General features: G+C 66.3%; 28 protein-coding genes and 1 tRNA gene. 14 read left to right on the forward strand and 15 right to left on the reverse strand.

Going from position 1 to position 25,260, the window contains the following annotated elements:
• Positions 1–94: 94 nt before the first annotated feature.
• Both fmt and truA read left to right on the forward strand, forming a co-directional pair.
• A complete protein-coding gene (gene fmt, locus PRN20_RS05840; protein WP_273956243.1) occupies positions 95–1,015 on the forward strand; it encodes a methionyl-tRNA formyltransferase in 921 nt (306 codons plus the stop codon).
• Positions 1,016–1,304: 289 nt separating this feature from the next.
• Complete coding sequence (truA, locus tag PRN20_RS05845) at positions 1,305–2,042, forward strand: tRNA pseudouridine(38-40) synthase TruA (RefSeq protein ID WP_273956246.1); 738 nt, start codon at positions 1,305–1,307, stop codon at positions 2,040–2,042.
• Here truA and PRN20_RS05850 read toward each other — a convergent pair.
• The 6 genes from PRN20_RS05850 to dapD form a co-directional block, all read right to left on the reverse strand.
• Positions 2,039–2,617, reverse strand: coding sequence for a hypothetical protein (locus PRN20_RS05850; RefSeq protein ID WP_273956248.1), 579 nt, complete (start codon positions 2,615–2,617; stop codon positions 2,039–2,041). The two genes, truA and PRN20_RS05850, sit on opposite strands and share 4 nt — an antisense overlap.
• Entirely contained in the window at positions 2,617–3,156 is a 540-nt protein-coding gene (locus PRN20_RS05855) for a hypothetical protein (protein ID WP_273956250.1), read from the reverse strand. Before PRN20_RS05855 ends, PRN20_RS05850 begins: the two co-directional genes overlap by 1 nt.
• The gene (locus PRN20_RS05860) at positions 3,153–3,701 is read right to left on the reverse strand and encodes a hypothetical protein (RefSeq protein WP_273956253.1); all 549 of its coding nucleotides are present in this window, start codon (positions 3,699–3,701) and stop codon (positions 3,153–3,155) included. The genes PRN20_RS05855 and PRN20_RS05860 overlap by 4 nt, the downstream gene beginning before the upstream one ends.
• Entirely contained in the window at positions 3,701–4,855 is a 1,155-nt protein-coding gene (gene dapE / locus PRN20_RS05865) for a succinyl-diaminopimelate desuccinylase (RefSeq protein ID WP_273956255.1), read from the reverse strand. Before dapE ends, PRN20_RS05860 begins: the two co-directional genes overlap by 1 nt.
• A 19-nt stretch (positions 4,856–4,874) precedes the next feature.
• Positions 4,875–5,432 carry a DUF805 domain-containing protein gene (locus tag PRN20_RS05870; protein ID WP_273956257.1) on the reverse strand — a complete coding sequence of 186 codons (558 nt, stop codon included), beginning with the start codon at positions 5,430–5,432 and terminating at the stop codon, positions 4,875–4,877.
• A 171-nt stretch (positions 5,433–5,603) separates the two neighbouring features.
• Entirely contained in the window at positions 5,604–6,443 is an 840-nt protein-coding gene (gene dapD / locus PRN20_RS05875) for a 2,3,4,5-tetrahydropyridine-2,6-dicarboxylate N-succinyltransferase (protein WP_273956259.1), read from the reverse strand.
• A gap of 115 nt (positions 6,444–6,558) precedes the next feature.
• Between dapD and PRN20_RS05880 the strand changes: the two genes are divergently transcribed.
• On the forward strand, positions 6,559–7,410 hold the full coding sequence (locus PRN20_RS05880; RefSeq protein WP_273956261.1) for an LOG family protein: 852 nt from the start codon (positions 6,559–6,561) through the stop codon (positions 7,408–7,410).
• Here PRN20_RS05880 and PRN20_RS05885 read toward each other — a convergent pair.
• Together PRN20_RS05885 and PRN20_RS05890 are read right to left on the reverse strand one after the other, a co-directional pair.
• The gene (locus PRN20_RS05885) at positions 7,377–8,021 is read right to left on the reverse strand and encodes an NAD(P)H-dependent oxidoreductase (RefSeq protein ID WP_273956263.1); all 645 of its coding nucleotides are present in this window, start codon (positions 8,019–8,021) and stop codon (positions 7,377–7,379) included. The two genes, PRN20_RS05880 and PRN20_RS05885, sit on opposite strands and share 34 nt — an antisense overlap.
• 28 nt (positions 8,022–8,049) lie before the next feature.
• The gene (locus PRN20_RS05890; RefSeq protein WP_273956265.1) at positions 8,050–8,754 is read right to left on the reverse strand and encodes a pyrimidine 5'-nucleotidase; all 705 of its coding nucleotides are present in this window, start codon (positions 8,752–8,754) and stop codon (positions 8,050–8,052) included.
• A gap of 143 nt (positions 8,755–8,897) precedes the next feature.
• Between PRN20_RS05890 and PRN20_RS05895 the strand changes: the two genes are divergently transcribed.
• The 3 genes from PRN20_RS05895 (at position 8,898) to PRN20_RS05905 (ending at position 11,341) form a co-directional block, all read left to right on the forward strand.
• A complete protein-coding gene (locus PRN20_RS05895; RefSeq protein ID WP_273956268.1) occupies positions 8,898–9,512 on the forward strand; it encodes a TetR/AcrR family transcriptional regulator in 615 nt (204 codons plus the stop codon).
• Positions 9,513–9,515: 3 nt separating this feature from the next.
• Entirely contained in the window at positions 9,516–11,012 is a 1,497-nt protein-coding gene (locus PRN20_RS05900) for an MFS transporter (protein WP_273956270.1), read from the forward strand.
• Positions 11,013–11,128: 116 nt separating this feature from the next.
• Positions 11,129–11,341 (forward strand): hypothetical protein, encoded by a 213-nt coding sequence (locus PRN20_RS05905; RefSeq protein WP_273956272.1) that lies wholly within the window; start codon positions 11,129–11,131, stop codon positions 11,339–11,341.
• A gap of 248 nt (positions 11,342–11,589) precedes the next feature.
• On the opposite strand, the gene argB is transcribed toward PRN20_RS05905, so the two are convergent.
• On the reverse strand, positions 11,590–12,498 hold the full coding sequence (gene argB / locus PRN20_RS05910; RefSeq protein WP_273956274.1) for an acetylglutamate kinase: 909 nt from the start codon (positions 12,496–12,498) through the stop codon (positions 11,590–11,592).
• 139 nt (positions 12,499–12,637) lie between these two features.
• Between argB and PRN20_RS05915 the strand changes: the two genes are divergently transcribed.
• The 5 genes from PRN20_RS05915 (at position 12,638) to PRN20_RS05935 (ending at position 16,187) form a co-directional block, all read left to right on the forward strand.
• Positions 12,638–13,186, forward strand: a complete 549-nt coding sequence (locus PRN20_RS05915) for a sigma-70 family RNA polymerase sigma factor (RefSeq protein ID WP_273956277.1) — start codon at positions 12,638–12,640, stop codon at positions 13,184–13,186.
• Positions 13,183–13,899 carry an anti-sigma factor gene (locus PRN20_RS05920; protein WP_273956281.1) on the forward strand — a complete coding sequence of 239 codons (717 nt, stop codon included), beginning with the start codon at positions 13,183–13,185 and terminating at the stop codon, positions 13,897–13,899. Before PRN20_RS05915 ends, PRN20_RS05920 begins: the two co-directional genes overlap by 4 nt.
• A 159-nt stretch (positions 13,900–14,058) precedes the next feature.
• Positions 14,059–14,622 (forward strand): fasciclin domain-containing protein, encoded by a 564-nt coding sequence (locus PRN20_RS05925; RefSeq protein ID WP_273956284.1) that lies wholly within the window; start codon positions 14,059–14,061, stop codon positions 14,620–14,622.
• A gap of 135 nt (positions 14,623–14,757) precedes the next feature.
• Complete coding sequence (gene msrB, locus PRN20_RS05930; RefSeq protein WP_273956286.1) at positions 14,758–15,267, forward strand: peptide-methionine (R)-S-oxide reductase MsrB; 510 nt, start codon at positions 14,758–14,760, stop codon at positions 15,265–15,267.
• Between the two features lie 215 nt (positions 15,268–15,482).
• Entirely contained in the window at positions 15,483–16,187 is a 705-nt protein-coding gene (locus tag PRN20_RS05935) for a glutamine amidotransferase-related protein (RefSeq protein ID WP_273956290.1), read from the forward strand.
• A gap of 131 nt (positions 16,188–16,318) precedes the next feature.
• On the opposite strand, the gene yihA is transcribed toward PRN20_RS05935, so the two are convergent.
• From yihA to rpmH, 5 genes are read right to left on the reverse strand one after another with little or no spacing between them, the layout of a single operon-like run.
• Complete coding sequence (yihA, locus tag PRN20_RS05940; RefSeq protein WP_273956293.1) at positions 16,319–16,969, reverse strand: ribosome biogenesis GTP-binding protein YihA/YsxC; 651 nt, start codon at positions 16,967–16,969, stop codon at positions 16,319–16,321.
• Between the two features lie 55 nt (positions 16,970–17,024).
• Positions 17,025–17,792 (reverse strand): class I SAM-dependent methyltransferase, encoded by a 768-nt coding sequence (locus PRN20_RS05945; RefSeq protein ID WP_273956297.1) that lies wholly within the window; start codon positions 17,790–17,792, stop codon positions 17,025–17,027.
• A 51-nt stretch (positions 17,793–17,843) separates the two neighbouring features.
• Positions 17,844–19,703: a membrane protein insertase YidC gene (gene yidC, locus PRN20_RS05950; RefSeq protein WP_273956298.1), complete on the reverse strand. Its 1,860-nt coding sequence runs from the start codon at positions 19,701–19,703 to the stop codon at positions 17,844–17,846.
• The gene (gene rnpA / locus PRN20_RS05955; protein WP_273956300.1) at positions 19,703–20,062 is read right to left on the reverse strand and encodes a ribonuclease P protein component; all 360 of its coding nucleotides are present in this window, start codon (positions 20,060–20,062) and stop codon (positions 19,703–19,705) included. Before rnpA ends, yidC begins: the two co-directional genes overlap by 1 nt.
• A 10-nt stretch (positions 20,063–20,072) precedes the next feature.
• The gene (gene rpmH / locus PRN20_RS05960; protein WP_055886015.1) at positions 20,073–20,210 is read right to left on the reverse strand and encodes a 50S ribosomal protein L34; all 138 of its coding nucleotides are present in this window, start codon (positions 20,208–20,210) and stop codon (positions 20,073–20,075) included.
• Between the two features lie 278 nt (positions 20,211–20,488).
• Between rpmH and PRN20_RS05965 the strand changes: the two genes are divergently transcribed.
• The 3 genes from PRN20_RS05965 (at position 20,489) to PRN20_RS05975 (ending at position 23,589) form a co-directional block, all read left to right on the forward strand.
• Positions 20,489–21,922, forward strand: coding sequence for a dihydrolipoyl dehydrogenase family protein (locus tag PRN20_RS05965; RefSeq protein WP_273956306.1), 1,434 nt, complete (start codon positions 20,489–20,491; stop codon positions 21,920–21,922).
• Positions 21,923–21,979: 57 nt separating this feature from the next.
• Positions 21,980–23,410: a sensor histidine kinase gene (locus tag PRN20_RS05970; RefSeq protein WP_273956308.1), complete on the forward strand. Its 1,431-nt coding sequence runs from the start codon at positions 21,980–21,982 to the stop codon at positions 23,408–23,410.
• Positions 23,411–23,512: 102 nt separating this feature from the next.
• A tRNA-Arg gene (locus tag PRN20_RS05975) sits at positions 23,513–23,589 on the forward strand.
• Here PRN20_RS05975 and PRN20_RS05980 read toward each other — a convergent pair.
• Complete coding sequence (locus PRN20_RS05980; protein WP_273956310.1) at positions 23,560–25,206, reverse strand: recombinase family protein; 1,647 nt, start codon at positions 25,204–25,206, stop codon at positions 23,560–23,562. The genes PRN20_RS05975 and PRN20_RS05980 overlap by 30 nt on opposite strands.
• Positions 25,207–25,260 lie beyond the last annotated feature (54 nt).

Here is a 25,260-nt window from a genome sequence, read left to right on the forward strand (position 1 = left end):
GCGCTACACTTCGTTTCGCGGGACCCCTCATCCGGCGCTGCGCGCCACCTTCTCCCACAAGGGGAGAAGGCGACCATCGAGAGACCGGGGACTTATGAAAATCATCTTCATGGGCACGCCCGAGTTCGCGGTGCCCACTCTCACCGAGATCGTCTCGACCGGACACGAGGTCGTCGCCGTCTATTCGCGCGCGCCAAAACCGGCTGGGCGCGGGCAGGTGGAGCGGAAGTCGCCCGTGCACGAGGCGGCTGAGGGCTTCGGCATCCCGGTCTTCACGCCGCGCTCGCTGAAGCAGGACGCCGAGCAGGAGGTTTTCGCCTCGCTCGATGCCGATGTCGCCATCGTCGTCGCCTATGGCCTGATCCTGCCCAAGCCGATCCTCGAGGCGCCGCGTCTCGGTTGCCTCAACCTCCACGGTTCGCTCCTGCCGCGCTGGCGCGGCGCGGCTCCCATCCAGCGTGCCGTCATGGCCGGCGACGCCCGCACCGGCGTCATGGTGATGCAGATGGACGAGGGGCTCGATACCGGCGCTGTCGGCCTCATCGAGGAAATGCCGATCGGTCCGGACATGACGGCCGGCGAACTCCACGACAAGATGATGCTGGTCGGCGCCGACCTTATGGGCCGGGCCCTCGCCGCACTGGATCGCGGCAGCCTGCACTTCACGCCCCAGGCGGAAGAAGGCGTCACCAACGCCGCCAAGATCGACAAGGCCGAGGCGCGGATCGATTGGACGAAGCCCGCCGCCGAGGTGCACAACCAGATCCGCGGGCTGTCGCCGTTCCCCGGTGCCTGGTTCGAGCTCGAACTCAACGGCAACCCGACGCGCATCAAGGCGCTGCGCTCGACGCTGGTCGCCGGGCAGGGCGCGCCGGGCACGATCCTTTCCGATCTCACCATTGCCTGCGGCAGCGGCGCCGTGTGGCTGACCGCCGTGCAGCGGGAAGGCAAGGGCGCCATGGATGCGGCCACGTTCCTGCGTGGGGCGGGGTCTCTGCCGGAGAAGGCTTCGTGATGCCGCAAGGCCCCCTCACCCGGAGCGCTGCGCGCTCCGACCTCTCCCCCAAGGGAGAGGTGGCGATGTGGCGCGATCGTGCTGCCGGACCGGGCGGGATGAGTAGCCCCTCGGCGCTTACCTGTGTCCCTCATCACCGGGCTTGTCCCGGTGATCCAGCCGCCGCGCGTCGGCGCGGCGAGAGAAGTCTTCTCACGCGGCAGACGCCGCGTGGCTGGATGGCCGGGACAAGCCCGGCCATGAGGGGGATAATCGAGGCAGGGATGCCGGGTCGCGAGGTCCGTTCCTGATGCCCCGCTACCGCCTCAGCATCGAATATGACGGCCGCCCCTTCTGCGGCTGGCAGCGGCAGGCTGGCGATCTCTCGGTGCAGCAACTGCTCGAGGAGGCGATCGAGCGTTTTTCCGGCGAGAGCGTGGTCACGCAGGCCGCCGGCCGCACCGATGCCGGTGTGCATGCGCTGGGGCAGGTGGTGCATTTCGACCTCGAGCGGGAGTGGGATCCGTTCAAGGTGCGCGAGGCGCTGAACTATCACACCAAGCCGCACCCGGTGGCGATCCTGACCGCGGATCGGGTCGACGAGAGTTTCGAGGCGCGCTTTTCGGCGATTGCCCGTTACTACGAGTATCGCATCCTCAATCGGCGCGCCCGGGCGGGTCTCGATGCCGGCCGGGTCTGGCATGTGCCGGTCGTGCTCGATGCCGACGCTATGCATGCCGCGGCGCAGCTGATCCTCGGCAAGCACGACTTCACCACCTTCCGTGCGTCCGAATGCCAGGCCAAGTCGCCCCAGCGCACGCTCGATATCTTCAGCGTGTCGCGGCAGGCCGAGATGATCGTCGTCGCCGCCAGGGCGCGGAGCTTCCTCCATTCGCAGGTGCGCTCGATGGTGGGTTCGCTCAAGCTGGTGGGCGAGGGCAAGTGGACCCCGCGCGACTTCCGCGCCGCGCTCGACGCGCGCGATCGCAGCCGCTGCGGCCCGCTGGCGCCGCCGGACGGATTGTACCTGACGAAGGTCGACTACTAGCGCGCGCTGCTTGCCGCGGCGATCTCGGCCAGCTGCTCCGGCGTCGGCGGGAACAGCAGCACGATCAGGATCAGTGCCAGGATCAGCCCCACCGCCTGCGCGAGGATCAGCAGCACGATCTGCACCGGCTTCAGCGTCATCACCAGCCGGGCGATGTTGATCGACAGCACGATGCCGACGATGAGGAAGACGAGGACGAGGAAGCCGAGCCCCAGCATCAGGGTCACGAGCATGATCATCGACAGGATCGCGTTCGACCAGTTGACCGTGACGACGAACGGCACGAGCGCATCCCACCGGCCGATCTGCCGCAGGTAGAGCGCCGAGGCGCCCAGCGTCGCGCCATAGATGATCACGGACTGCACGAGCGACGCGAGCATGCTGCCCGAGCCGACGGCTGCGGTGAGCACCAGCTGGATCCCCGTGACAATCAGCACCGCGATGAAGCTGCTGACGAGGCCCGTCTCGGTGAACAGGAAATGGCGCGAGGCACCGCGGTCGCCCATCACGAGGGCGAACACGCCGCGCGCTGCGGCGCGCGCCTCATCGAGGAAGTTGCTGTTCGGTGCTGGCACTAAAAGGGTCCGAGAATGCTGGTGACGAGCATGTAGAGCCCCGGGGGGATGGCGGCAAGCAGGGCAGTGCAAAGAATGGCAAATGCCGTGGAAACGCCGAACCCGAGTTGTCCCATTTCGCGCGCCGCCCGGAAGAACATCAGCACCCGCAGCGCCATGACGAAAGCCAGTGCGCCGGGGCCCGCGAAATAGGCCACGATCCACGAAGTGCCGAGCAGCAGGCCCATGGCGTAGGTGACGGGCACCGCGATCGCGAGGGCGGGCGCCTTCAGCAGCCGTGCGGTGGCCCAGGTGACGAACAGCGCCGCGCCGAGATAGAGGCCGTTGACCAGGAGGCTCAGCACGACCTGGAGCCAGCCAGGAAATCTCGTGAGCGCTGATTCGATCGCGATGATCAGCAGCACCATGGCGAAGTAGAAGCCCGCGGCATTGACGAGGCCGGCGCGGGTGAGGGTGAATTTCTCGCGCGCCTTCGGGCGGGCAAGCAGCAGTTCGAACCATCCGGTGATGGCCCGCCACAGCTCGCCGAAGGCGTTCATTGCGCCCCCAGCATTGCCTGTCCCGTTGGCAGCGCGAGGATCAGGGATTGCGCCGCGAACATTGCCAGCGCCACGACCGCCCCGATAAGGATCGCACTGCCCCAGCCGACCCTCAGTAGGCTTTTCGTCGCCCGGGCGGAGAAGTATCCGACGAGGCCAACTAGCGCGGAGCCCGCCGAACCGACACCGAACGCACCGAGTGCCAGCAACGCGATCTGGCTGATCGCAAGAACAAGCGCCATGAACAAATAGATCGCCGGGAGCTGCTCGCGCTTCAAAAGCACTGCGGCAGCGCCGAGCACGACGAAGGGCGCCGCCAGCGTCACGATGGCAACTGTGCCGAAATCGACGCTGACCCTGAGCGCCTCTAGCGGCATGCTGGAGACGGACCAGACGATGATCGCCGCCTGCAGGATTGCCAGCACCACGATGCCGGTGACGGCATGCGTCCAGGTGACGGTCACGGGCGGGGCATCCGCCTTGGGCGGCAGACCCATGGCCGCGCGGCTGGCCGCGCCGACGGCGCTGTAGAAACCGTCGGCCATCACTTCGTCCCCAGGTAGTCCGCGATGAACGTGGCATAGAGTGCGGTCAGTTCCTCGACGTCGCTGACGCGCACGTTCTCGTCGACCTTGTGCATGGTCGGGCCGGGGAGGCCGCACTCCACCACCGGGCAGTACTCGGCGATGAAGCGCGCATCCGACGTGCCGCCGCCGGTCGAGAGCTCCGGTGGTATGCCGGTGCGGCGCGCGATGGTCTCGACCAGCGTCTCGACGCCGCCGCCGAGCGGCGACAGGAACGAGCGCGATGGCCGGCCCACCACGGTGAACTCGACCTGCGTGCCCCGCAGGTCCTCGGTACCGATGACGTCATTGACCGCATCGGCGAGCGTCTCCGGCGTCCAGCGGTCATTGTAGCGGACGTTGAAGCGCAGCAGCGCCGAGGCCGGGATGACATTGGTCGTCGCGTTGCCGACGTCGATCGAGGTGAACTCGAGGTTCGAGGGCGGGAAGTGATCCGTGCCGTCATCGATCTTGCCCGAGAGGGCGAGCACCAGCGCGGCGGCCACGGGCAGCGGATTGTTGGCCCTGTCGGGATAGGCGACGTGCCCCTGCGTGCCCGTCACCCGGATCTGGCCGTTGAGCGAGCCACGCCGCCCGATCTTGATGCTGTCGCCCACGCGCGCGGTGGCGCTGGGCTCGCCGACGATGGCGAAGTCGAAGCTGTGTCCCTGCGCCCTGGCCCAGGCCATCAGCTTGTCGGTGCCGTTGACCGAGTCCGCTTCCTCGTCATTGGTGATGGCGAGCGAGATGGTGCCGTTCGGGTTGATCCGCGAGATGGCGGCGACGAACGCCGCGATCCCCGACTTCATGTCGGCCGCGCCGCGCCCATAGATCGTGCCGTCGACGATCTCCGCCGCAAAGGGCGGATGCGTCCACGCCGCGACGTCGCCGGGCGGCACCACATCGGTGTGACCGGCAAACAGCAGGTGCCTGCCGCCATTCCCGCGCGTCGCGAACAGGTTGTCGACCGGATACGAGCCGTCCCCCTCGAAGCGCACCCGCTGGCACGTGAACCCGAGCGGGATCAGAGCGGCTTCGAGCACGTCGAATGCGCCGTGCAGTTCGGGGGTGACCGAAGGCTGGCGGATCAGGTCGGCGAGGAGTTGGACGGGATCGATCCCGGGTGGTGTGGGCATGTCCCGTCCGTTCTTCTGGTTACGCGGTAGCGGCCGCGCCGCCGGTCAGCGGATCGGGGCCGTAGTCATTGGTGCCGTTGGTGCCCTTGAGGAAACCGAGGACGACCAGCATGTAGAGGCCGAGAACACCGACCGCGAAGCCGATTACCGAGAACAGCACGTTCGGCGTCGGCACCTGCACGCCCTGCACATCGGTCACGGTGAAGCCGAACCCCAGCGCCTGGACCAGCAGCGTCACCACGATCGCCGCGAAGTAGATCAGGATGTCCCTGCCGTTGTTGTTCTTGTCGTGCCGGCGCTTCACCGACAGGCAGTAGGCCGGATAGGCGAAGATCAGGAACACCACGAGGCTCCCCCAGGCCGAAGCCTGGATGATGCCGCCCGCGATCGCCGCGACCTGCACCGGATCGGTATTGTTCGCCATGATCGCCGCCATGTTCGGGCCCCCCAGCCCGACCAGCGGCAGAATGAGAAACGAGATGATGAGGTTGGCCACCAGCAGCACGATGGCCCCGATCCACCACGTCTTGCGCGAGATGCGCCCGTCGGTTCTCAGGTAGAGATACTGAAAGTCCATTCTTCCCTCTATGGCTTTCCGCGGCGCCCTCATGCCGCGCGCGAAGCCTAGTAGAGTCGCCGCCATCCCACCAGCCGCACCGCTAGATCGCGGGAACCGGCGGGCGGAGGGGATCGGGGCCAAAGCGGTTCGGCCCGTTGGTGCCCTTCAGGAACCCGAACTGGAGGCTCACTAGTCCCGCAGCAACTCGTTGATCCCGGTCTTGCTGCGGGTCTGTGCGTCGACCGTCTTGACGATCACGGCGCAGTAGAGGTTCGGGCCGGGGTTGCCGTTGGGGAGGGGCTTGCCGGGCAGGCTGCCGGAGACCACCACCGAGTAGGGCGGCACCTTGCCGATGTGCACTTCGCCGGTGGCGCGGTCGACGATCTTGGTCGAGGCGCCGATATAGACGCCCATCGACAGCACCGAGCCTTCGCCGACCACGACGCCCTCGACAACTTCGGAGCGGGCGCCGATGAAGCAGTTGTCTTCGATGATGGTGGGGCCCGCCTGCATCGGCTCGAGCACGCCGCCGATGCCGACGCCGCCGCTCAGGTGCACGTTCTTGCCGATCTGCGCGCATGAGCCGACCGTGGCCCAGCCGTCGACCATCGAGTTCTCGTCGACGAAGGCGCCGATGTTGACGAAGCTCGGCATCAGGACGACGCCGCGACCGATATGCGAGCCGCGCCTGACGATCGAGCCGGGAACCGCACGGAAGCCGGCTTCGCGGAAGCGGTTCTCACCCCAGCCCTCGAACTTGGAGGGCACCTTGTCCCACCAGGTGGTGCCGCCAGGACCCTGGATCACGGCGTTGTCGTTGAGCCGGAAGCTCAGGAGCACCGCCTTCTTCAGCCACTGGTTGACCACCCAGCCGTCGCCCGACTTCTCGGCGACCCGCGCCTTGCCGCTGTCGAGCAGCTCGAGCGCGGTCTCCACCGCCTCGCGCACTGCGCCCTGCGTATTGAAGCTGATCTCGGTGCGCGCCTCCCAGGCGGCATCGATGGTCTGGGCGAGATCGGCGTGGGACATGGACGTGCTTTCAATAGGAAACTCAGGCGCGCCGGACATTATCCGGCCCGGTCCTGCTGTCAACGATCCTTAACCCCGGCCATGGGAAGCTCGGGACCTGTTTCGGAGACGTAGAATGGCCAGACGCGCCCACACCCCGCTTCGCACCTCGGTCGAGGACCTGGATGCGGCCAAACGCGCGCCCTCGACCCCGCAGACGGAATCGGCTGCGTTCCGCCTCGCCTTCTCCGACGAAGAGTTCATGACCAGCGAGGATACCCGCGGGATCCGTTTCCAGCTGGAGTATCTCAAGCCCGAGTTCCGCCTGCGCGAACACGGCATCCGCTCGACCGTGGTGCTGTTCGGTGGCGCCCGCATCCCCGAGCCGGGCAAGCCCGCCTGGGCGGCGCGCAACGAGACGCAGAAGCGCAATCTCGAGGCCGCCTCGCTCTACTATGACGAGGCGCGTCGCTTCGCCCAGTATGCCTCGCTCACCTCGCGCGCGCTCGACTTCCGCGACTATGTGGTGGTTACCGGCGGCGGCCCCGGCGTGATGGAAGCCGGCAATCGAGGGGCGGCCGATGTCGGTGCGCCCACCATCGGGCTCAATATCGTGCTGCCGCATGAGCAGGCGCCCAACGCCTACATCACGCCCGACCTCTGCTTCAATTTCCACTATTTCGCGACCCGCAAGATCCACTTCCTGCTGCGCGCCCGCGCGGTGGCGATCTTCCCCGGCGGCTTCGGCACGCTCGACGAGTTCTTCGAGACGCTCACCCTGATCCAGACCGGCCGCATGGAGCGCGTCCCGCTGCTGCTGTTCGGCAAGCAGTTCTGGAACAGGGTCATCAACTTCGAGGCCCTCGCCGAGGCCGGCACCATCGCCCCGGACGACCCGCACCTGTTCACTGTGGTGGACAGCGCCGAGGACGGCTGGAACGTCATTCGCGAGCACTACAACCTGCCGGAAGTGACGCTGGTGAGCTGAGGGGCGGCCGCGCCCTTGAACTGGGCGAACCGCTGCTCGACCTTCTGCGCGAACTTTTCCCGCGCCTCCGGCGAGATGTCGTAGACGGAGTGCTGCGCGAGATAGAGGTGCTTCACGCCGGGGCCGCCGCAGGTGGCCTTCAGTCCGCGCAACAGCACCTTTCTCGCCGGATCCTGCATCAACAGCCTGTTGTAGAACCAGGGTGCGCCGCAGGTGGTGACCACACCCATCCGGGTGAGGTTCTTGAGAGCCGGCTTGATGAGACCTCCGTCCAGCGGCTGCTCAAATGCAACGCCCGGACGCCATACGCGATCGAAATAACCCTTGAGGATCGCCGGCATGCCCAGCCACCAGGTGGGAAAGCAGAATACGCAGGCGTCGGACCATGTCAGCGCGTCGACATAGACCTTCAGGTCCTGCGGCGGCGGCCGCGTTGGCTCTTCGTGCCCGCGCCACTCCTCCTCCCCCATCGTCGGGTCGAACTTCATCGCGTAGAGGTCGAAGTCGATGACCTCGTCGCCCCTGGCGTTGAGTGTCCGCAGGATCCGCTGGTGCAGCGACGCGTGGTAGCTGTCGGCTGCCGGATGCGCATAGACGACGTTGACCTTCATCGCGAGCGCCCCCCTTGCGCCCATCCGACTACGGCAGCTTGCGCAAAAACCCAGCCAGATCCGCCGTCATGTGGTGCACATGCGCGCCGCCGGTACGTTCGAGCTCCCAGGCTTCCACCTGTTCATGCACGAACGCCTCGCCGGCGATCACCTGCACGGTGGCCATGCCGGTGTCGTGCGGAACCATGAGGTTCTTTTCGAGATCGTCGAACATCGCGGCCCGCCGGGCGTCGATGCCGTGCTTTTGGAAGAACGCGTCATACGCCTCGGCCAGCGGCTTCGGCCTGTAGCTCATGGCGCGGATGTCGAAGATGTCCTCGAACAGCCCGTCGGCATTGCCGAGCCGGTTCAGCACCGACTGCGCATGTCCGACATCGCCGTTGGTGAGGATGAACTTGCGGCCGGGCAGGGCGCGGATCGCGTCCACCAGGTCGGGGTGCGCCACGACAGGCGAATAGTCGATCGCATGCACGGTGGTGAGGAAATGGTCCGGATCGACCTCGTGCAGCTGCATCAGGCCGTTCAGCGTCGTTCCGTAGTCGCGGTAATACGCCTTCTGCAGCGCCCGCGCCTCCTGGTACGGCAGCCGGGTGACGTTCACCATGTAGTCCGAGATCAGCAGGTCAATCTGCGCGAACAGGTTGCACTCGCGCGGATAGAGCGTGTTGTCGAGGTCGAACACCCAGTCGGTGACGTGGGAGAAAGAGCGCGGCGATGGGGTCAGGTCGTTCATCCCACCACTATGGCAGGTATCGCCCGAAGTTTCATCCCGCGGCTTGCGCAAGGCAGTGGAGCGATCCGGCGCATTTTGATCAATCAATCACTTGATTGAGATGCGGCGATGGTGCATGAAGCGCCCTCCAGAAAGGATCGCGCATGTCGCTCACCACCTCCGCCACGAAGCGTGAATCCACCGACGGCCGCCGCCGTGCCATTGCCTCGGCGGCGCGCGGACTGATCGCCGAGAAGGGCTTCGAGGGCCTGAGGACCCGCGATATCGCGGCCCGCGTCGGCATCAACGTCGCGACGCTGCACTATCACGTGCCCACCAAGGAGGCGCTGATCGGGCTCGTCGCCGACGCGATGCGCGACGACTTCCGGGCCCAGTCGCTGGCGCGGCCGCGCGCCCACCTGTCGCCGCTGGAACGGCTCGAGCACGAGTTCTTCGACTTCAGCGAGATGTTCTATGAGCAGCGCGACACCCTCGCGGTCCTGTCCGAGCTGATGGAACGGGCGCGCCGCGACGCGGTCATCCACGCAGCCATCCAGCCCATCCTCATCAGGTGGCACGAACTCGTCGGCGATATCCTCCGTGATGGCGTCGCCGACGGCACCTTCAGGTCCGATCTCGATCCCGAGGCCGCGGCCAGCATGGTCATCGGGGCGTTCACCGGCTTCGCTCGCGGTCCCGATACCGCACCACCATATTTCGAACGCCTGTGCGCCGAGCTGCGCCGCGCCGTTCGCAACCAGGTACCGACCAGGAACTAGTCCATGTCTTCGCATTTCCATGTGCCGCAGTCCAAGGCGGACGCCGATCCGCGCCGCTGGGTGGCGCTCGCCGTGCTGCTGCTCGCCAGCTTCATGAATCTCATCGACGTCACCATCGTCAACGTCGCGCTCCCCAGCCTGCAGCAGAACCTGGGGGCCGATGCGAGCCATATTGAATGGGTCATCGCCGCCTATGTTCTCGCCTTCGCACTCGGCCTGCTGCCCTTCGGCCGGCTCGGCGACATCGTCGGGCGCACCCGCATGTTCCTCATCGGCGTCGCCGCCTTCACGCTGGCCTCCGCCTTCTGCGGCCTCGCGCCCTCGATCGAGTGGCTGATCATCGCCCGCGTGCTGCAGGGCCTCGCCGGCGCCGCCATGACCCCGCAGGTCCTCGCCATCGCCCAGGTCACCTTCCCGCCCGAGGAAAAGGGCCAGGCCTTCTCGCTGTTCGGCTTGAGCTCCGGCCTTGCCGCCGTCGCCGGCCCGATCGTGGGTGGCCTGCTGATCGGCGCGAACCTCTGGGGCCTCGACTGGCGTCCGATCTTCCTCGTCAATATCCCGTTCGGCATCCTCGCCGTGGTCGCCGGCTGGTATCTCATTCCGCGCACCCCCGGCCATCCCACGCTGAAGAACGATTTCGTCGGCATCGGCCTGTTCGTCACGGCCATCGTCGCCCTCGTCTTTCCGCTGGTCGAAGGCCACGCCCTGGGCTGGCCGACCTGGCTCTGGGCCGTGATGGCGGTGGGCCTGCTGCTTGCCGGCCTGTTCGTCATCTGGGAGCGCCACCGCGCCCGCATCAACGAGCCGCAGTTGTTGAACTTCAGCCTGATCAGCAATCCGAACTACCTGCTCGGCCTGCTCATCACCACGATCTTCGCCTCGGGCGTGCCGGCCATGTTCATGGTCATCTCGCTGATGCTGCAGTCGGGCTACGGCTTCACACCGCTCGAGTCGGGGCTGGTGAACACGCCGTTCTCGATCGGCGTGCTCGCCGTCTCGCTGTTCATCGGCCGGCTCGGCCAGCGCTATCTCCGCACCCGGCTGGCGCTCGGCGCCGCAACGCTCGTGGTCGGCATCACCTGGCTTGATCTGATCATCCGCGGGCTCGGCGACAGCGTCGACCACTGGACCCTGCTGCCGCCGCTGCTGATTGCGGGCCTCGGTCTCGGCCTCGGCTTCTCGGGCCTGTTCCAGTCGGTGCTGGCGGGCGTGCCGCCGCGCGATGCCGGCGCCGGTTCGGGTGCGCTGCAGGCCTTCCAGCAGGTCGGTGGAGCGATCGGCGTGGCACTGGTGGGGCAGATCTTCTTCACCCAGCTCGCGGCCGGGTTTGCGGCCGGCGAGGCCCCGCATGTCGCCTTCGCCGAGGCGGCGGCGCCGGCCATCGTCTACCAGATCATCTCGTTCAGCCTGGTGGTGATCCTGGTGCCGTTCCTCAAGATCAGGCCGCCCAGCGAGGGCGCCGGGGCACCGGCCTCGCTACCGGACGTCGCCGAGGCATGATGCAAAGGGCGTCTGCGGGCGCCCTTTGTTTTTGGCATCCCGGCCGGCTCTGGTGCCGGGCGGCAACACGTTGGCAATTGGCTAACCATTGCTGACGACTTTCCGTAAAATGCCACATGTCGGTCGCCGTGCCGGCCAAGTCCGGCTCCATCTCGCGTCCCACCAACGCAACAGGAGCCATCGTGAACAGCCTCGCCATCTTCGGCATCACCGCCGCCGTCCTCTTCGGGTTCGCCACGATTCTCGCGGGTAGCGTCCAGGCTGCCGACGCCTGCCTGGACGTCGACGCCATCGCCTGGTGCGTCAGTGCCCCGTGGCCGAAGCAGTGAGGGCAGGTCGATGCACGAGAGAGCGACGACGCGCAGCCTTCCCCACACCAGCCGTCAGCCGCGCGAGAGCCGGAATCCGCGCCGGGCAGGGCAGGACCTGACGGCAAGGTCGGAAAGGCCGAGCGACTGGATGGGTTTGAATATCGTCGGGCGGTGAAACGCGGTCACCCCCACCTGCCAACCGTCATCCCTGCGAAAGCCGGGATGACGCTCAGTGGTTGGAGCCAGACCGCCGGGCGCTCGCGCTGTTAGCGGACGATCAGCGTGCCAGCGCCATGCGCGGTGAACAGCTCGACCAGCACCACGTGCGGGGTCTTGCCGTTGAGGATCACCACGCCCTCGACGCCGTTGTCGAGCGCTTCGAGGCAGGTCTCGACCTTGGGGATCATGCCGCCATTGATGGTGCCGTCGGCGATCAGCGCGCGGGCGTCGCGGGCCGAGAGCTCGGGGATGAGCTTCTTGTTCGCGTCCAGAACGCCATCGACGTCGGTGAGGAACAAGAGCCGCTTGGCGCCGAGCGAGCCGGCGATGGCGCCGGCGAAGGTGTCGGCGTTGATGTTGTAGGTCTGGCCGTCGCGGCCGGGCGCCACCGGGGCGATCACCGGGATCATTTCGGAGCGCGCCAACAGGTCGAGCAGCGTGCGGTCGACTTCAATCGGCTCGCCGACGAAGCCGAGATCGAGTTCGCGCTCGATGTTCGAGCCGGGGTCCTTGACGGTCTTGGTGGCCTTCTTGGCGAACACCATGTTGCCGTCCTTGCCGCACAGGCCGATGGCCCACTCGCCCTCGGCATTGATCAGCGCGACGATCTCTTTGTTGATCGAGCCGGCGAGCACCATCTCGACGACTTCCATCGTCCGCTTGTCGGTGACGCGCAGCCCGCCCTCGAACTTCGATTCGATGCCGAGGTTCTTCAGCATCGAGGCGATCTGGGGCCCGCCGCCATGCACGACGATCGGATTGACCTTGGATTGCTTGAGGAGCGCGATGTCGCGCGCGAAGGCCTGGCCCAGCTCGACGTCGCCCATGGCATGGCCGCCGTACTTCACGACGACGGTCTTGCCCTCGTAGCGCTGCATGTAGGGAAGCGCCTGCGAAAGGACCGCGGCGTCACGGGAAAAACTTTCGATGTCGGGCATAGCGCGCTGAGTATCCATTGTGTCCGTCCTATAGCGCATTCCATTGGAGTCGAAAGCGCTTTTGCGTCCCGGGTCGTGGCTTCAATAGAACAATCACGATGATTTCGTGACGCGCCGGGGATAGGCATACGCATGGGCTTTGGCTAGGTTCCCGTCCATGACCAGCAGCGCCAGCCTGGAGATCGCCGAGCTCATTGCCCGCACCGCGTTGCGTGATCGCGCGGCTTTCCGCGACCTCTACGCCCGCACCAGCGCGAAACTTTTCGGCGTGACGCTGCGTATCCTAAAGGACAGGTCTGAAGCCGAAGAGGCGCTGCAGGAGGTGTACGTCAAGATCTGGCAACGCGCCGACCGCTACGTCGCCGGCGCCTACAGCCCGATCAGCTGGCTTGTCGCCGTGGCGCGCAACCATGCCCTCGATATCCTCAGGGCGCGCCGGCCGGTGAGCGACGACATCGAGGTCGCGGCCGAAGTCGCCGACGCCGGGCCTGACCCCGAGCAGTCGAGCATCTATCGCTCGGAGCGCGCCCGGATCGACGGCTGCCTCGATACGCTCGAGGCCGACAAGGCCGACTGCGTGCGCGGCGCCTATCTCGACGGCTACAGCTACGAAGAACTGGCGACGCGCCAAGGCGTGCCGCTCAACACGATGCGAACCTGGCTCCGGCGGAGCCTCATCAAACTCAGGGAATGCCTCTCGGCATGAGCACGGAAGGACATGGCAGAAGCGGCGAAGACGACCAGGTCCTGGTCGCCGAGTACGCGCTTGGCCTGCTCGAGGGCGGCGAACGCGCGGCTTTCGCGCGCCGCCTCGCCACCGAGCCCGCGCTTGCCGCCGAGCTGAAACTCTGGCGCAGCCGGCTGTCGACGCTCGACCGCGAGTTCGCCGAGGAACCCGCGCCCGCCCATGTCCTCGAGCGCATCGAGCGGCGCCTGTTCGGCGATGCCGCCCCGGCGCGGGCGGGCTGGTGGAACTCGCTGCCGCTTTGGCGTGGCCTGACCGCGACAGCCGCCGCAGTGGCGGTGCTGGCGATCGGCTTCAACCTCATGCAGCCCCGGATCGATCCGGCCCAGCTCGCGACGCAACTGGTGGCGGCCATCGAGTCTCAGGAAGGCTTCGGGGTCGAGTTCATCGCCGTCTACGACGAGGCGCTGGGTCAGGTCCGCGTGACGTCCCTGCGCGGCGATGCCGTGCCCGACCGGGACTATGAGCTCTGGTACATCAAGGGTGATCAGCCCGCCGTCTCCATGGGCGTGCTGCCAATGAACGAGCGCCGCGAAATCCCGCTCGATGCCGATGCCCGCGCCAGTATTGAGCCGGGCACGGTTTTCGCCGTCACTCTCGAGCAGAAGGGCGGCTCGCCCACCGGCGTTGCCCAGGGCCCGATCGTCGCTGTCGGTACCGCCAGATCGATCTAGGGTCGCGCTTACGAAAGCGCGGCCCGCAAAGTTTCACCGATGTGGGCGAATTATCCCGCCAGAACGAAAATGTGATCCGAAACCGACCTGAACGGCAGCTCGTAACTCCGTCTGCCTTGTCACCAAGACATCGCGGAACCATTCAGGAAGGAACAGACGATGAAGCTCTCTACCCTGCGCGCAGTTGCCGCCGCCGCCATGCTGTCGGTCACCGCCATTGCCGGTGTCGCCTATGCCGAGAACCCGATGGTTGGCGGCGCGCCGATGTCGGAGACCAAGGACATCATCGACAACGCCGTGAACTCGGCCGATCACACCACGCTAGTGGCTGCCGTGACGGCAGCCGGCCTCGTCGATACGCTGAAGGGCGCCGGTCCGTTCACCGTGCTGGCTCCGACCAACGATGCCTTCGCGGGCCTGCCGGCCGGCACGGTCGACAACCTGCTGAAGCCCGAGAACAAGGAGCAGCTGGTCAAGATCCTCACCTGCCACGTCGTCCCGGCCAAGGCGCTCGCCGCCGACATCACCAAGATGGCGATGGACGATGGCGGCACCCACGAGGTCGATACGGTCGGCGGCTGCAAGCTCTGGCTCAAGGCCGATGGCGGCAAGGTCACCATCACCGATGAAGCCGGCGGCACCGCCAACGTGACCATTGCCGACGTGATCCAGTCGAACGGCGTGATCCACGTCATCGACAAGGTCCTGCTGCCCAAGACGTGAGTTCGGCGGGAACCTCCGCGACGATCGCATCGACATCCGGCCATGTGTCCCGTCCCTGATGGGACACATGCTTTTGTACTGCCGCTCCGGTCCCGCCCGGATTAGACTGGACCAGCCTCAGAAGGGGACGATCCCATGCCGACCAACCGTCTCAATCGTCGCTTCGTTCTGCTCGGCGGTACGGCAGTCGCCGCGCTCGGCGCAGCTGCCCTGCTGCGGCCCATGGGGGCCAGCACCGCTGCCGAAGGCACGTTCGAGTTCACCCTCACCGACGAGGAGTGGAAGAAGCGCCTTTCCCCGCTCGCCTACCAGGTGCTGCGGCATGAATACACCGAGCACCCCGGCACCTCCGAGCTGCTCAACGAGCACCGGACCGGCACCTTCGCCTGCGCCGGCTGCGACCTGCCACTGTTCGATTCCAAGACCAAGTATGACAGCCACACGGGCTGGCCCAGCTTCTACCAGCCGCTGGACAACGCCGTGGGCGAGGCGACGGACACCAAGCTCGGCTACCCACGCACAGAAGTGCACTGCCGCCGCTGCGGTGGCCACCTCGGGCACGTCTTCAACGATGGCCCCGAGCCGACCGGGCTGCGCTACTGCATGAACGGCGTGTCGCTGGTGTTTCACCCCGCCGAAGGGTGAGGCGGGCGGGCCGCAGTATCGCATGGGTCCCCGGGTCAAGCCCGGGGATGACGGTGGTTTGGGGCTTGGCCGGTGCGCGGGGCCGGCGCCAAGCGTTGCTCGTGCCAATAAGCACCGGTCGTGCATGGAGGGCGTCGGGTGTCGCCACTGCGGGTAGGAGGCATGCGTGCCGCCATCTTGCGTCCGGCTCCGAAGCGGGCCATCTGATTGGCATCATGAAGCTCACCATCATCCAGACCGGCGACGTCCCGGCGCCGCTGCGGCCGAAGTTCGGCGCCTATCCCCCGATGTTCCAGCGCATGTTCGACGAGGCCGGCCACGGTTTCGACTACGAGACCATCCCGGTCCACGACGGCGCCGCTTTTCCGGACGCCGGCAAGCTCGACGCCATCCTCATCACCGGCTCGGCGGCAGGCGTCTACGATGACTATGCCTGGCTCGATCCGCTGCGCGCCTTCATCCGCTCGGCCTATGCAGCGGACACGCCTATGCTCGGCATCTGTTTCGGCCACCAGATCATGGCCGACGCACTGGGTGGCGACGTCCGCAAGTCAGAAAAGGGCTGGGGCCTCGGCCGCCATACCTATGGTGTGAAGGCGCGCCCGGAGTTTCTCGGCACCGACCTGCTTGCGCTCTCCATCGCCTGCTCGCACCAGGACCAGGTCATTGCGCCGCCCAAGGAGGCGGAGGTCTTCCTCGCCTCCGAGTTCACACCGAACGCCGGGCTCGCTTACCGCAACGGCAGGGCCCTGAGCCTCCAGCCGCACCCGGAGTTCCACGACGACTACACGCTGGCGCTGGCCGAGCTTCGCCGCGGCAAGGCACCGGACGAAGTGGTGGAGAAGGCCGTGGCCTCGGTGGCAACGCCCTCGCACAGCAAGGATGTGGCCGGGTGGCTGGGGAGCTTCCTCACGCGGTAGTGCGCGCCGCGCCCCTCACCCCGGCCCTCTCCCCAGAGGGGCGAGGGGGCGTTGTGGCACGGGCGGTTCAACTCGCGTCCCCTCGCCCCTCTGGGGAGAGGGTTAGGGTGAGGGGCGCCAAGCACCGGGAGCTACTGCTCCAGCAGCTGCCGGATTTCCGCCCTTAGCTGTTCCATGCCGAACTTGGTCTCGCTCGAGGTGAGGATGAGTTCGGGGTGCGCGGCGGGGCGCTTCCTGATGGTGTCGCGGGTCTTCTTGATCGCGGCGTCGAGTTCGGCCTTGTTCGGCTTGTCGGCCTTGGTGATGACGACCTGGTAGCTCACCGCCGCCTTGTCGAGCTCGTTCATCACCGAGATGTCGTTGGCGTTCGGGCCGTGGCGGCCATCGATCAGCACGTAGACGCGCCTGAGGTTCGGCCGGCCGGTGAGGTACTGGTGGATCAGCCTGGTCCACTGCTTCACCTTGTCCTCGGGCGCCTTGGCGAAGCCGTAGCCCGGCATGTCGACGACCCTGAGATCGGCGTGCTGGCTCTCGAAGATGTTCAGTTCCTGCGTCCGGCCCGGCGTATTGGACGTGCGGGCAAGCCCGGTAGTGCCGGTCAGCGCGTTGATCAGCGAGGACTTGCCCACGTTCGAGCGGCCGGCGAAGGCGATCTCGAGCCGGTCTGACGGCGGCAGGTCGGCGATGCGGACGCACCCCTTGGTGAACAGGAACGGCCGCGCGAACAGCAGCCGCCCGGCCTCGATCTGGTCTTCGCTGAATTTGGACGGGGTCTCGGACATGGCCGTTCAATAGGGGAGGGCGGGGCGGATGGGAAGGGGGCAGCGGGCAACGCCGCTACGCCGCGATACTGCCCCAGGTCAGCCTGGAACGCGTGCGAAATGTCAGCTGGCCGCCGTTCGCGTAAGGACTCAGCATCTCGCCGAGCTCGGAATCGAAGCGGCTGCTGTGTACTCCCAATCTGGACGGCGCAAAGGTGTCGCGCGAATGCTGGCACGCGATGAAGTCCTCTACGCTCTGGACAAAGGGGTCACTGACGAAGTCCTCATCGCCCCTTGCGACGATATGTATCCGAAAGGCGTTCCCTTCCCGCTCCCACCGCGCCGGGTCAAGGGACTTGCCGGTCAGGAACGGTACCCATCTTCCGAGGAATGCCTGCCAGTCCTTTTCCCAGGGCGGATCAAGTGGCGCATCACCGCTGACCACTGCAAAGACATGGTCGGCAGCCGCATGCGCCTGCAGCTTGGGGAACAGCCGGACATGATCCATCCAATGGATGCTGGCGGCCGCAACAGTCAGGTCATAGCGCCCTTCGAGCGGCGCGTCCTCGGCCAGGCTCTCGAGCCACACGACGTTGCCTCCCGCACCGGGCAGGCTCTTGCCTAGCGCGATCATATTGGCGGAGGGGTCCACCGCTGTGACGGACGAGAAGACCGGCGAAAGCGCTCGCGAAATCTTCCCGGGTCCACTGCCGATATCGAGCAGTGCGTTGTGCGCTGGCGCGATGGCGACGAGCCTGTCGAGCAGCGCGCTCGGGTAGGGTGGCCGATGCACGTACGAGGCAACGACCCCCGCCTCTTCGAACGTTTGGCCCTTCCGGGTCATGAGCTTCCCCCAAAACGAAAACGGCGGGGTGTTGCCCCGCCGCTTGGTACGTCAGCTCGCCTTGCCGCCGGCTTCCGCCTTTGGCTTGCGCTTGAAGCTTGCCGCGATGTTGCCGAGCAGGTCTACCTCGGCGCCGTGGCGCTTCATGATGAACCACTGCTGGGTCACCGAGAGCAGGTTGTTCCAGGCCCAGTAGATCACGAGGCCGGCGGGGAACGAGCCCAGCATGAAGGTGAAGATCACCGGCATCCAGTTGAAGATCATCGCCTGGGTCGGATCCGGCGGGGGCGGGTTGAGCCGCATCTGCACCCACATGGTGACGCCCATGATGAGCGGCCAGATGCCGAGGTGGAGCAGGCCGCCGATGACCGGCACGGCAGTCGGGTTCCACGGGATCAGGCCGAACAGGGTGAAGATGTTGGTCGGATCGGGCGCCGCGAGGTCGACGATCCAGCCGAAGAAGGGCGCATGCCGCATCTCGAGCGAGATGAAGATGACGGTATAGAGCGAGAAGAACACCGGGATCTGGATGAGGATCGGCCAGCAGCCCGAGAGCGGGTTGATCTTCTCTTTCTTGTACAGCTCCATCATCGCCTGCTGCTGCTGCACGCGATCGTCCTTGAAGCGCTCCTGGATGGCCTTCATTTCCGGCTGCACGCGCCGCATCGCCGCCATCGAGGCGTAGGAGCGGTTGGCGAGCGGGAAGAAGAGCGCCTTGACGATGACCGTCACCGCGAGGATCGCGAGGCCGAAATTGCCGAGGATTCCGTAGAGGAAGTTCAGCAGCTCGAACATCGGCCGGGTGATGAAGTGCAGCCAGCCCCAGTCGATCAGCAGTTCCAGCCGGTCGAAGCCGTAGGTCTTGTCGTAGTTGTCGATGACATGCGTCTGCTTGGCACCGGCAAAGGTATAGGTCTTGTTCTCAGCCGTGCCGCCAGCCGGCACGACGAGCGGGGTGCTCTCGACGAAGCTCGTCTGGAAGACGTCGGTCGTGCCCTGGCGATTGGCCGAGAAGCGCGCGTTCAGCGGCGCGCCGGGGAACGAGAGAATGGCCGTCGCCCAGTACTTGTCGCCGATGCCGACCCAGCCACCGGTGGCCGAGGTCCAGTTGTTCTGCCCGTCATGCAGAACGTCGGAGTACTTCTTGGAGACGAGGTTGTTCGTGCCGAGCACGCCCAGCGGGCCTTCGTGCTGGACGAAGAAGTTCTGCACATGCGGCATGCCCTGGCGCACGACGCGCGAGAAGGGGAACAGCATGACGTCGCCGGTGCCGGCGTTCTCGACCGACTGGACCACGGTGAACAGGTAGTGGTCGTCGACACTGATGGTGCGGCGGAAGACGAGGCCGGCGCCATTGTCCCAGCGCAGCGTCACCGGGGTCGCCTGGGTCAGCGTCTGGTTGTCGCCCTCGACAGCCCACGTCGCATCAGGCGGGGTGGCCTGCGCGCCGTCGGCGGTGGCAAAGCCCTGCTCGACATAGTAGCCGCCCGGGCCACCCGCGGGGCTCAGCAGCGTGATGATCGGCGAGTTGGGGTCGACGGTCTCGTGGTATTCCTTGAGCCTGACGTCATCGATGCGCGCGCCCGTGAGGCTGATCGAGCCGGACAGCGCCGGGGTGTCGATGGCGACGCGCGGCGAAGCCGCAAGCGCCGCGTCGCGGGTGGCGAAGGTGCCGGGCAGGGTGGCATCGCCCGAGGCCGCTGCAGCGGGGGCCGCGCCGGGCGCAGCAGTGCCCGCGGGTGTCGCGAGGCCCTGATCGGCAGTCGGCTGCAGTTGGGCGGCGGTCTCGGCCTCGGCACGGCGCTGCGCCTGCTCGAGTTGCGGCCCGGCCACGAAGAATTGCCATCCGAACAGCACTACGACGCTGAGCACGATCGCAATGATCATGTTGCGGTTGTTTTCGGACTGCATCAGCTCTTCTTCTTCAAGTGTATCTTGGAAATGGAGGTGGCGAGCTCGTTGACGAGCTGGCCGAAAGGCATGCTCAGCGCCTCGCGGCGACCGACGAGCACGTAGTCATGTCGTGGCTCGAACCCGTTCTCGCAAGCCTTCGCGGCAGCCCTGAGGCGCCTGCGGATCCGGTTGCGCTCGGGCGAGTTGCCCATCTGCTTGGTAACAGTGAACCCGATGCCGGGTTCATCAATCTCGCGTGCGTTCGCCTGAAGCGAAAACGCAGAGCGCCCGACGCGCTGGCCCCGGGCGGCTCTGAGGAATTCCGATCGTTTCCTGAGGCGCCGCAAGGCTGCCCCCTGCGACCCGGCCGTGAGCACGGCCGTCGCCTTAGGCCGACAGCTTGGCGCGGCCGACGGCACGGCGGCGATTCAGGATCTTGCGGCCGTTCTTGGTCGCCATGCGGGCGCGGAAGCCGTGCCGACGGGTGCGAACGAGCGTGCTCGGCTGGAAAGTGCGTTTCGACATACGATCTGACCACGCCGGCGCGCGGTTCCCTAATTCTCAACTACGGGCAGTTGCATGCCGGGCTGCACCCTCGCTAGGGCGCTTACGGCAGATTGGGGCGGCTTATAGGGAAAGGAACCTGCGAAGTCAACGCGACCCTGTGCGGCAGAAATGCCGGTGTGCGAGGCCGAAATACGCCGATTTCCACACGGCCCTTGCCCCGCCCACTATTGTCCCGCAACCACCGGGTGCTATTGAGGCCGGGGGTTATGGGGCCCCGGCGCATCAAGAGGGCAAGATTGGCCGATATCCTTACTCCCGATCTCTGCGTCATCGGGGCCGGATCGGGCGGACTTGCAGTCGCCGAGTTGGCCCGCAACTATGGCGCTGAAGTGGTCCTCGTCGAAAAGGCGCGGCTGGGCGGCAATGCTCTCGGCACCGGCGCCGTGCCGGCTGCCGCGTTGTTCGCCGCCGCTGCCCAGGCCCGCGCCATGCGGGACGGCGCCGCGTTCGGCATCGCGAGCGAAGAGCCCAAGGTCAATTTCCGCCGCGTCCACGACCATGTCGAGCAGGTGATCGCCGCCATCGCCCCCGACAGTTCGGTAGCAAGGCTCGAGGCCCTGGGCATCGAGCTTCTGCGCGGCGGCGCGCGCTTTGTCAGCCGCAAGGCCGTGCAGGTGGGCGATACCGAGATCCGCGCCCGCCGCTTCGTCGTCGCCACGGGCGCCAGGGCGCCGGTTCCGGCGATCCCCGGTCTCGATGCGGTGCCCTATTTCACCACCGAGACCATCCTCGACAACACCCGCAAGCTCACCCACCTCGTCGTCATCGGCGGCGGTGCCGCCGCTGTCGCGCTGGCCCAGGCCTATGCCCGCCTCGGCTCGGAGGTCACTGTGGTCGCGCCGGGCAACCTGCTCGAGGGAGTGGACCCCGAACTCGCCGTCGTGGCGCTGAAGCAGGTGGCCGAGGAGGGCGTGACCCTTCTCCCCCATACCGGCGTCGCCGCCATCCAGGGCCGCTCGATGGGCATCGGCGTCGCCATCCGCTCGGGCGAGCAGGACCGCCTGCTGGATGCCTCGCATATCCTCGTCGCCGGCGAACGCCTGCCCAATCTCGATGGCCTCGACCTCGACAAGGCCGGAATCAAGCGCAGCAAGGCCGATCCGCGCCAGCTGCAGCTGGGCCCGACGCTGAAGACGACGAACCCGCGCATTTACGCCGTGGGTGACGTCGCCGGCGGGCATTCGGTGCAGGCAGCCGCGCATCAGGCCCGCGCCGTGGTGCGCAGTGCGCTCCTCGGTCTCGTCGCCCGGCCCGATCCGCAGGTTGTGCCGCGGCTCGTTTCGACCGACCCCGAGATTGCCGAGGTCGGCCTCAACGAAGTGACGGCGCGTACCCGCCACGGGATCAACTTCCGCGTCACCCGGCTCGCCTTCGCCGAGAACGACCAGGCCCGCGCCTCGCGCCAGACCTACGGTGTCGCCAAGCTCGTCACCGACCGGTCCGGCCGCATCCTCGGGGCCGGCGTCGTCGGCACCGGCGCCGCGGAACTTGTCTCGCTCTTCGCCCTCGCCATGGCGGGCGGGCTCAATGCCAGCCGGCTCGCCGATTTTGCGGCGCCCTATCCCTCGCGGGCCGATATCGCCGTGCGCCTGGGCGCCGAGCTGCAGCGCTCCGAGGCGGCCAATCCGCTGCTGAAACACTGGCTCACCCTCAACCGCCTGCTCGGCTGACAGCATCTTTGCGCCTGTCGCTGGAAAGGAAGGGCTTTTCCGGGTAAGCATCGCTCAATGGCCACACAGACCCGCGCGATGCCGGGCCCGTTCTCGGGCCTCTCCGTCAAGATCATCGCCACCATCATCGTGGTGATTCTCGCGGTCGAGGTGGTGATTTACCTGCCGTCGGCCGCAAACTTCCGCCAGAGCTGGCTGAACGACCGTCTCCGCGTCGGCACTGTCGCGGCCCACGTGCTCGATGCCGTGCCCGACGCCATGAACCTGCCGCGCACGCTCACCGACCGGCTGCTGAACTCGGCCGGCGCCCTCGCCATCGTCTATCGCCGCGAGGGCCAGAGCCAGCTGCTTGCCCTCGACAATGTCGAGCTGCCGCGCGAGGCCGTGACCGTCGACATGCGCCAGCGCGACCCCGCCACGCTGATCATGGGCGTCCTCGATACGCTGCTCTTCGGCTCCAACCGCACCCTGCGCATCGTCGGCGAGGAGAATGGCCAGCCCGACCGCGTCATCGAGGTGCTGATGCCCGAGGCGCCGCTCAGGGCAGACCTGCTGGTCTACTCGCGCAACCTCTTCTTTCTCTCGCTGATTCTGGCGATCATCACCTCGGCGGTGCTCTATGTCTTCGTGTCGCGCATCCTCATCGCACCGATCCGCCGCCTCACCGCCAACATGGTCGACTTCTCCGAGGCCCCCGAGAATCCCGGGCTGATCATGGCACCGTCCGATCGCCAGGACGAAATCGGCGTCATGGAGCGCGGGCTCGCCACCATGGAGACCGACCTCTATTCCATGCTGCGCCAGCGCCGGCACCTCGCCGATCTCGGCCTCGCGGTCGCCAAGATCAACCATGACCTGCGCAATACGCTCACTTCGGCCCAGCTGCTCTCCGACCAGGTGGCCAATGTCGACGATCCCAAGGTGCAGCGCCTCGCCCCGCGGCTGGTGCAGTCGATCGACAAGGCCATCGGCTTCGCCCAGTCGGTGCTCGACTACGGCCGCCAGAGCGCGACACCGCCGCGGCCCGTCCCGGTCGATCTCCACCTGCTGCTCGACGAGGCCGCGTTCGATGCCGGGCTCGTCGGCCATCCCTCCATCCGCTGGCGCAATGGCGTGCCCGACGCGGTGAGCATTTCCGCCGACCCCGACCAGTTCGCGCGCATCTTCGACAACCTGTTCAAGAATGCGCGCGAGGCCCTCGAGGCGGCCAACGGCAAGATCGAGGAGCCCTATGTCGAGGTCGTGTTCGACGAGACCCCCGACTGGCTCGTCCTAACCGTCTCGGACAACGGCCCGGGCCTGCCGCCACGGGCCCGCGAGAACCTGTTCGTCGCCTTCGAGGGCTCCGCCAAGGCCGGCGGCACCGGCCTCGGCCTCGCCATCGCCCGCGAGCTCACCGAAGCCCATGGCGGCCGCCTCAACTATGTCGACCAGCCGCTGGGCACCCGTTTCGACGTGACCCTGCCGCATGCCATCCGCATCGCCTGAACCGTCCACACCTGTGTCAATTTCCCTGCTTCACCCGGCTTGCAATGCCAGATCACCCAATGTATGGGTCACGCCGTTCGCCGAAACCGCTCGGCGCAACAGGCGCCCGTAGCTCAGCTGGATAGAGCACCAGACTACGAATCTGGGGGTCAGGAGTTCGAATCTCTTCGGGCGCGCCACTTCCGTGCAAAACTGCGAACCCCGGACTTACCGGCGATCACGTCTTCAAGGGTCGCCTTGTCTCCGATGATGCGGATGACCTCGTCATTGATTTCGACGCGATCGATGACTGAACGAAGATAGGTCCGGCGGAAGCCTATCTCGCCAGTCGCGATGTTCTTGCGCATGCCGAGGCAGAACTTTTCCAGCATCGCAGGCGAGACTGCATCTTTGGCGATCTGGGGACGGATACGATCCAGGGCAGCCTGCGCTCGCTCGCGGTCAGAACGAAGCGCTGCGATACGATCGCGCAGGATGTCATCGAGTTCGGCAACGCCATCTTCGACCATGCGATAGAGGCGCTTCAGCTTATCTTCGGCCTCGATTGCCTCGGCTTCCAGCGCAGCGATGCGGCGGCCGATCTCTGCGTCTTTTTCGGCACGGCGCTGCGCAAGCGAACTGACAATCTCTGATAGTCGATCCGGCGTGAACAACCGATCGGAAAGCCGATCAACCACCATTGTATCGAGCTTGTCCATGGCAATCGACCGACCCTTGCACATGCTGTCACCGACCCGCGCCGCACCTGAACAGGTGTAGTACTTGTAGACGCGTCCAGTCTTGGAGGTGCCGGTGCGCAAAGTCATGGCGCTCCCGCACGTCCCGCAGGTGGCGAGGCCCGTGAGCAGGATGGGACCCGTCACGACCCTTGGCGCCGTATTCTTCGGATTGCGGGCAACGAGCGTCTGCTGGACGCGCTCGAACTCGACGCGGTCGATGATCGGAGGGACCTCGACAATGATATGCTCGGAAGCGGGCTTTGCCTTGCCGGTCTTTGTGCTCCGGCGGTTGAAGGCCATTTCGCCGATATAGACCCGATTGGTCAAAATGCCGTGGACGGTGCCGACGCCAAACCGGGCTCCAGACCGCGTCCGGTGGCCACCGCTGTTGAGCCACTTGGCGAGCCCCTTGGTCCCGAGCGGCCCGGTTTCGCCATCGCCGTGCCGATAGAGCTTGAAGATCAGTTCGACGAGCTGCTGTTCGACCGGGTCGATCTCGACGCGCTTCTTGATGCGGGCGCCCTTCCTTTCAACCTCGACGGCGCGATAGCCGAGTGGCAACGGGCTGCCGTTGTAGTAGCCCTGTAGGGCGTTCTCCTTCATCGCTCGCAGCACATGTTTGGCATTCTCGCGCGACTGGTACTCGTCGAACAGCGCGATCACCTGGCGCATCATGACCTGCGCGGGGTCGTCACCCAATTCCTGGGTTACGGAAATGAGCCGCACATCCGCTTTGGCGAGCTTGCGGATGTACATTTCGAGACCGAAGGAGTCGCGGAAGAATCGGGAGTAGCTGTGAACGACTATGACATCAAAGGGACGATCATCGTCAGTTGCCCGTTCGATCATGCGCTGGAATTCCGGTCGCTGATCGTCGGTCGCTGAGGCCCCCGGTTCGACGTATTCGGTGACGAGAGTCCAAGTCCGCGCCTCGCAGAAGGAAGTCACCTGTTTGCGCTGATCGGGGATCGACAGATCACCTTCCGCCTGCCGTCCGGTCGAGACCCGAAAGTATCCACAGGCACGCAGAGCCGTTGCCGAATGCTCGCCTGCCACTTCTTCGGTAGTCTTCGCCATATGGACATTCATTGTGCTTCTCCGGGCGTAGTCTGCACCATGTATGGTGGCTTT

It is taken from the genome of Devosia sp. ZB163 (assembly GCF_028613635.1).
In the GTDB taxonomy this organism is placed as follows: domain Bacteria; phylum Pseudomonadota; class Alphaproteobacteria; order Rhizobiales; family Devosiaceae; genus Devosia_A.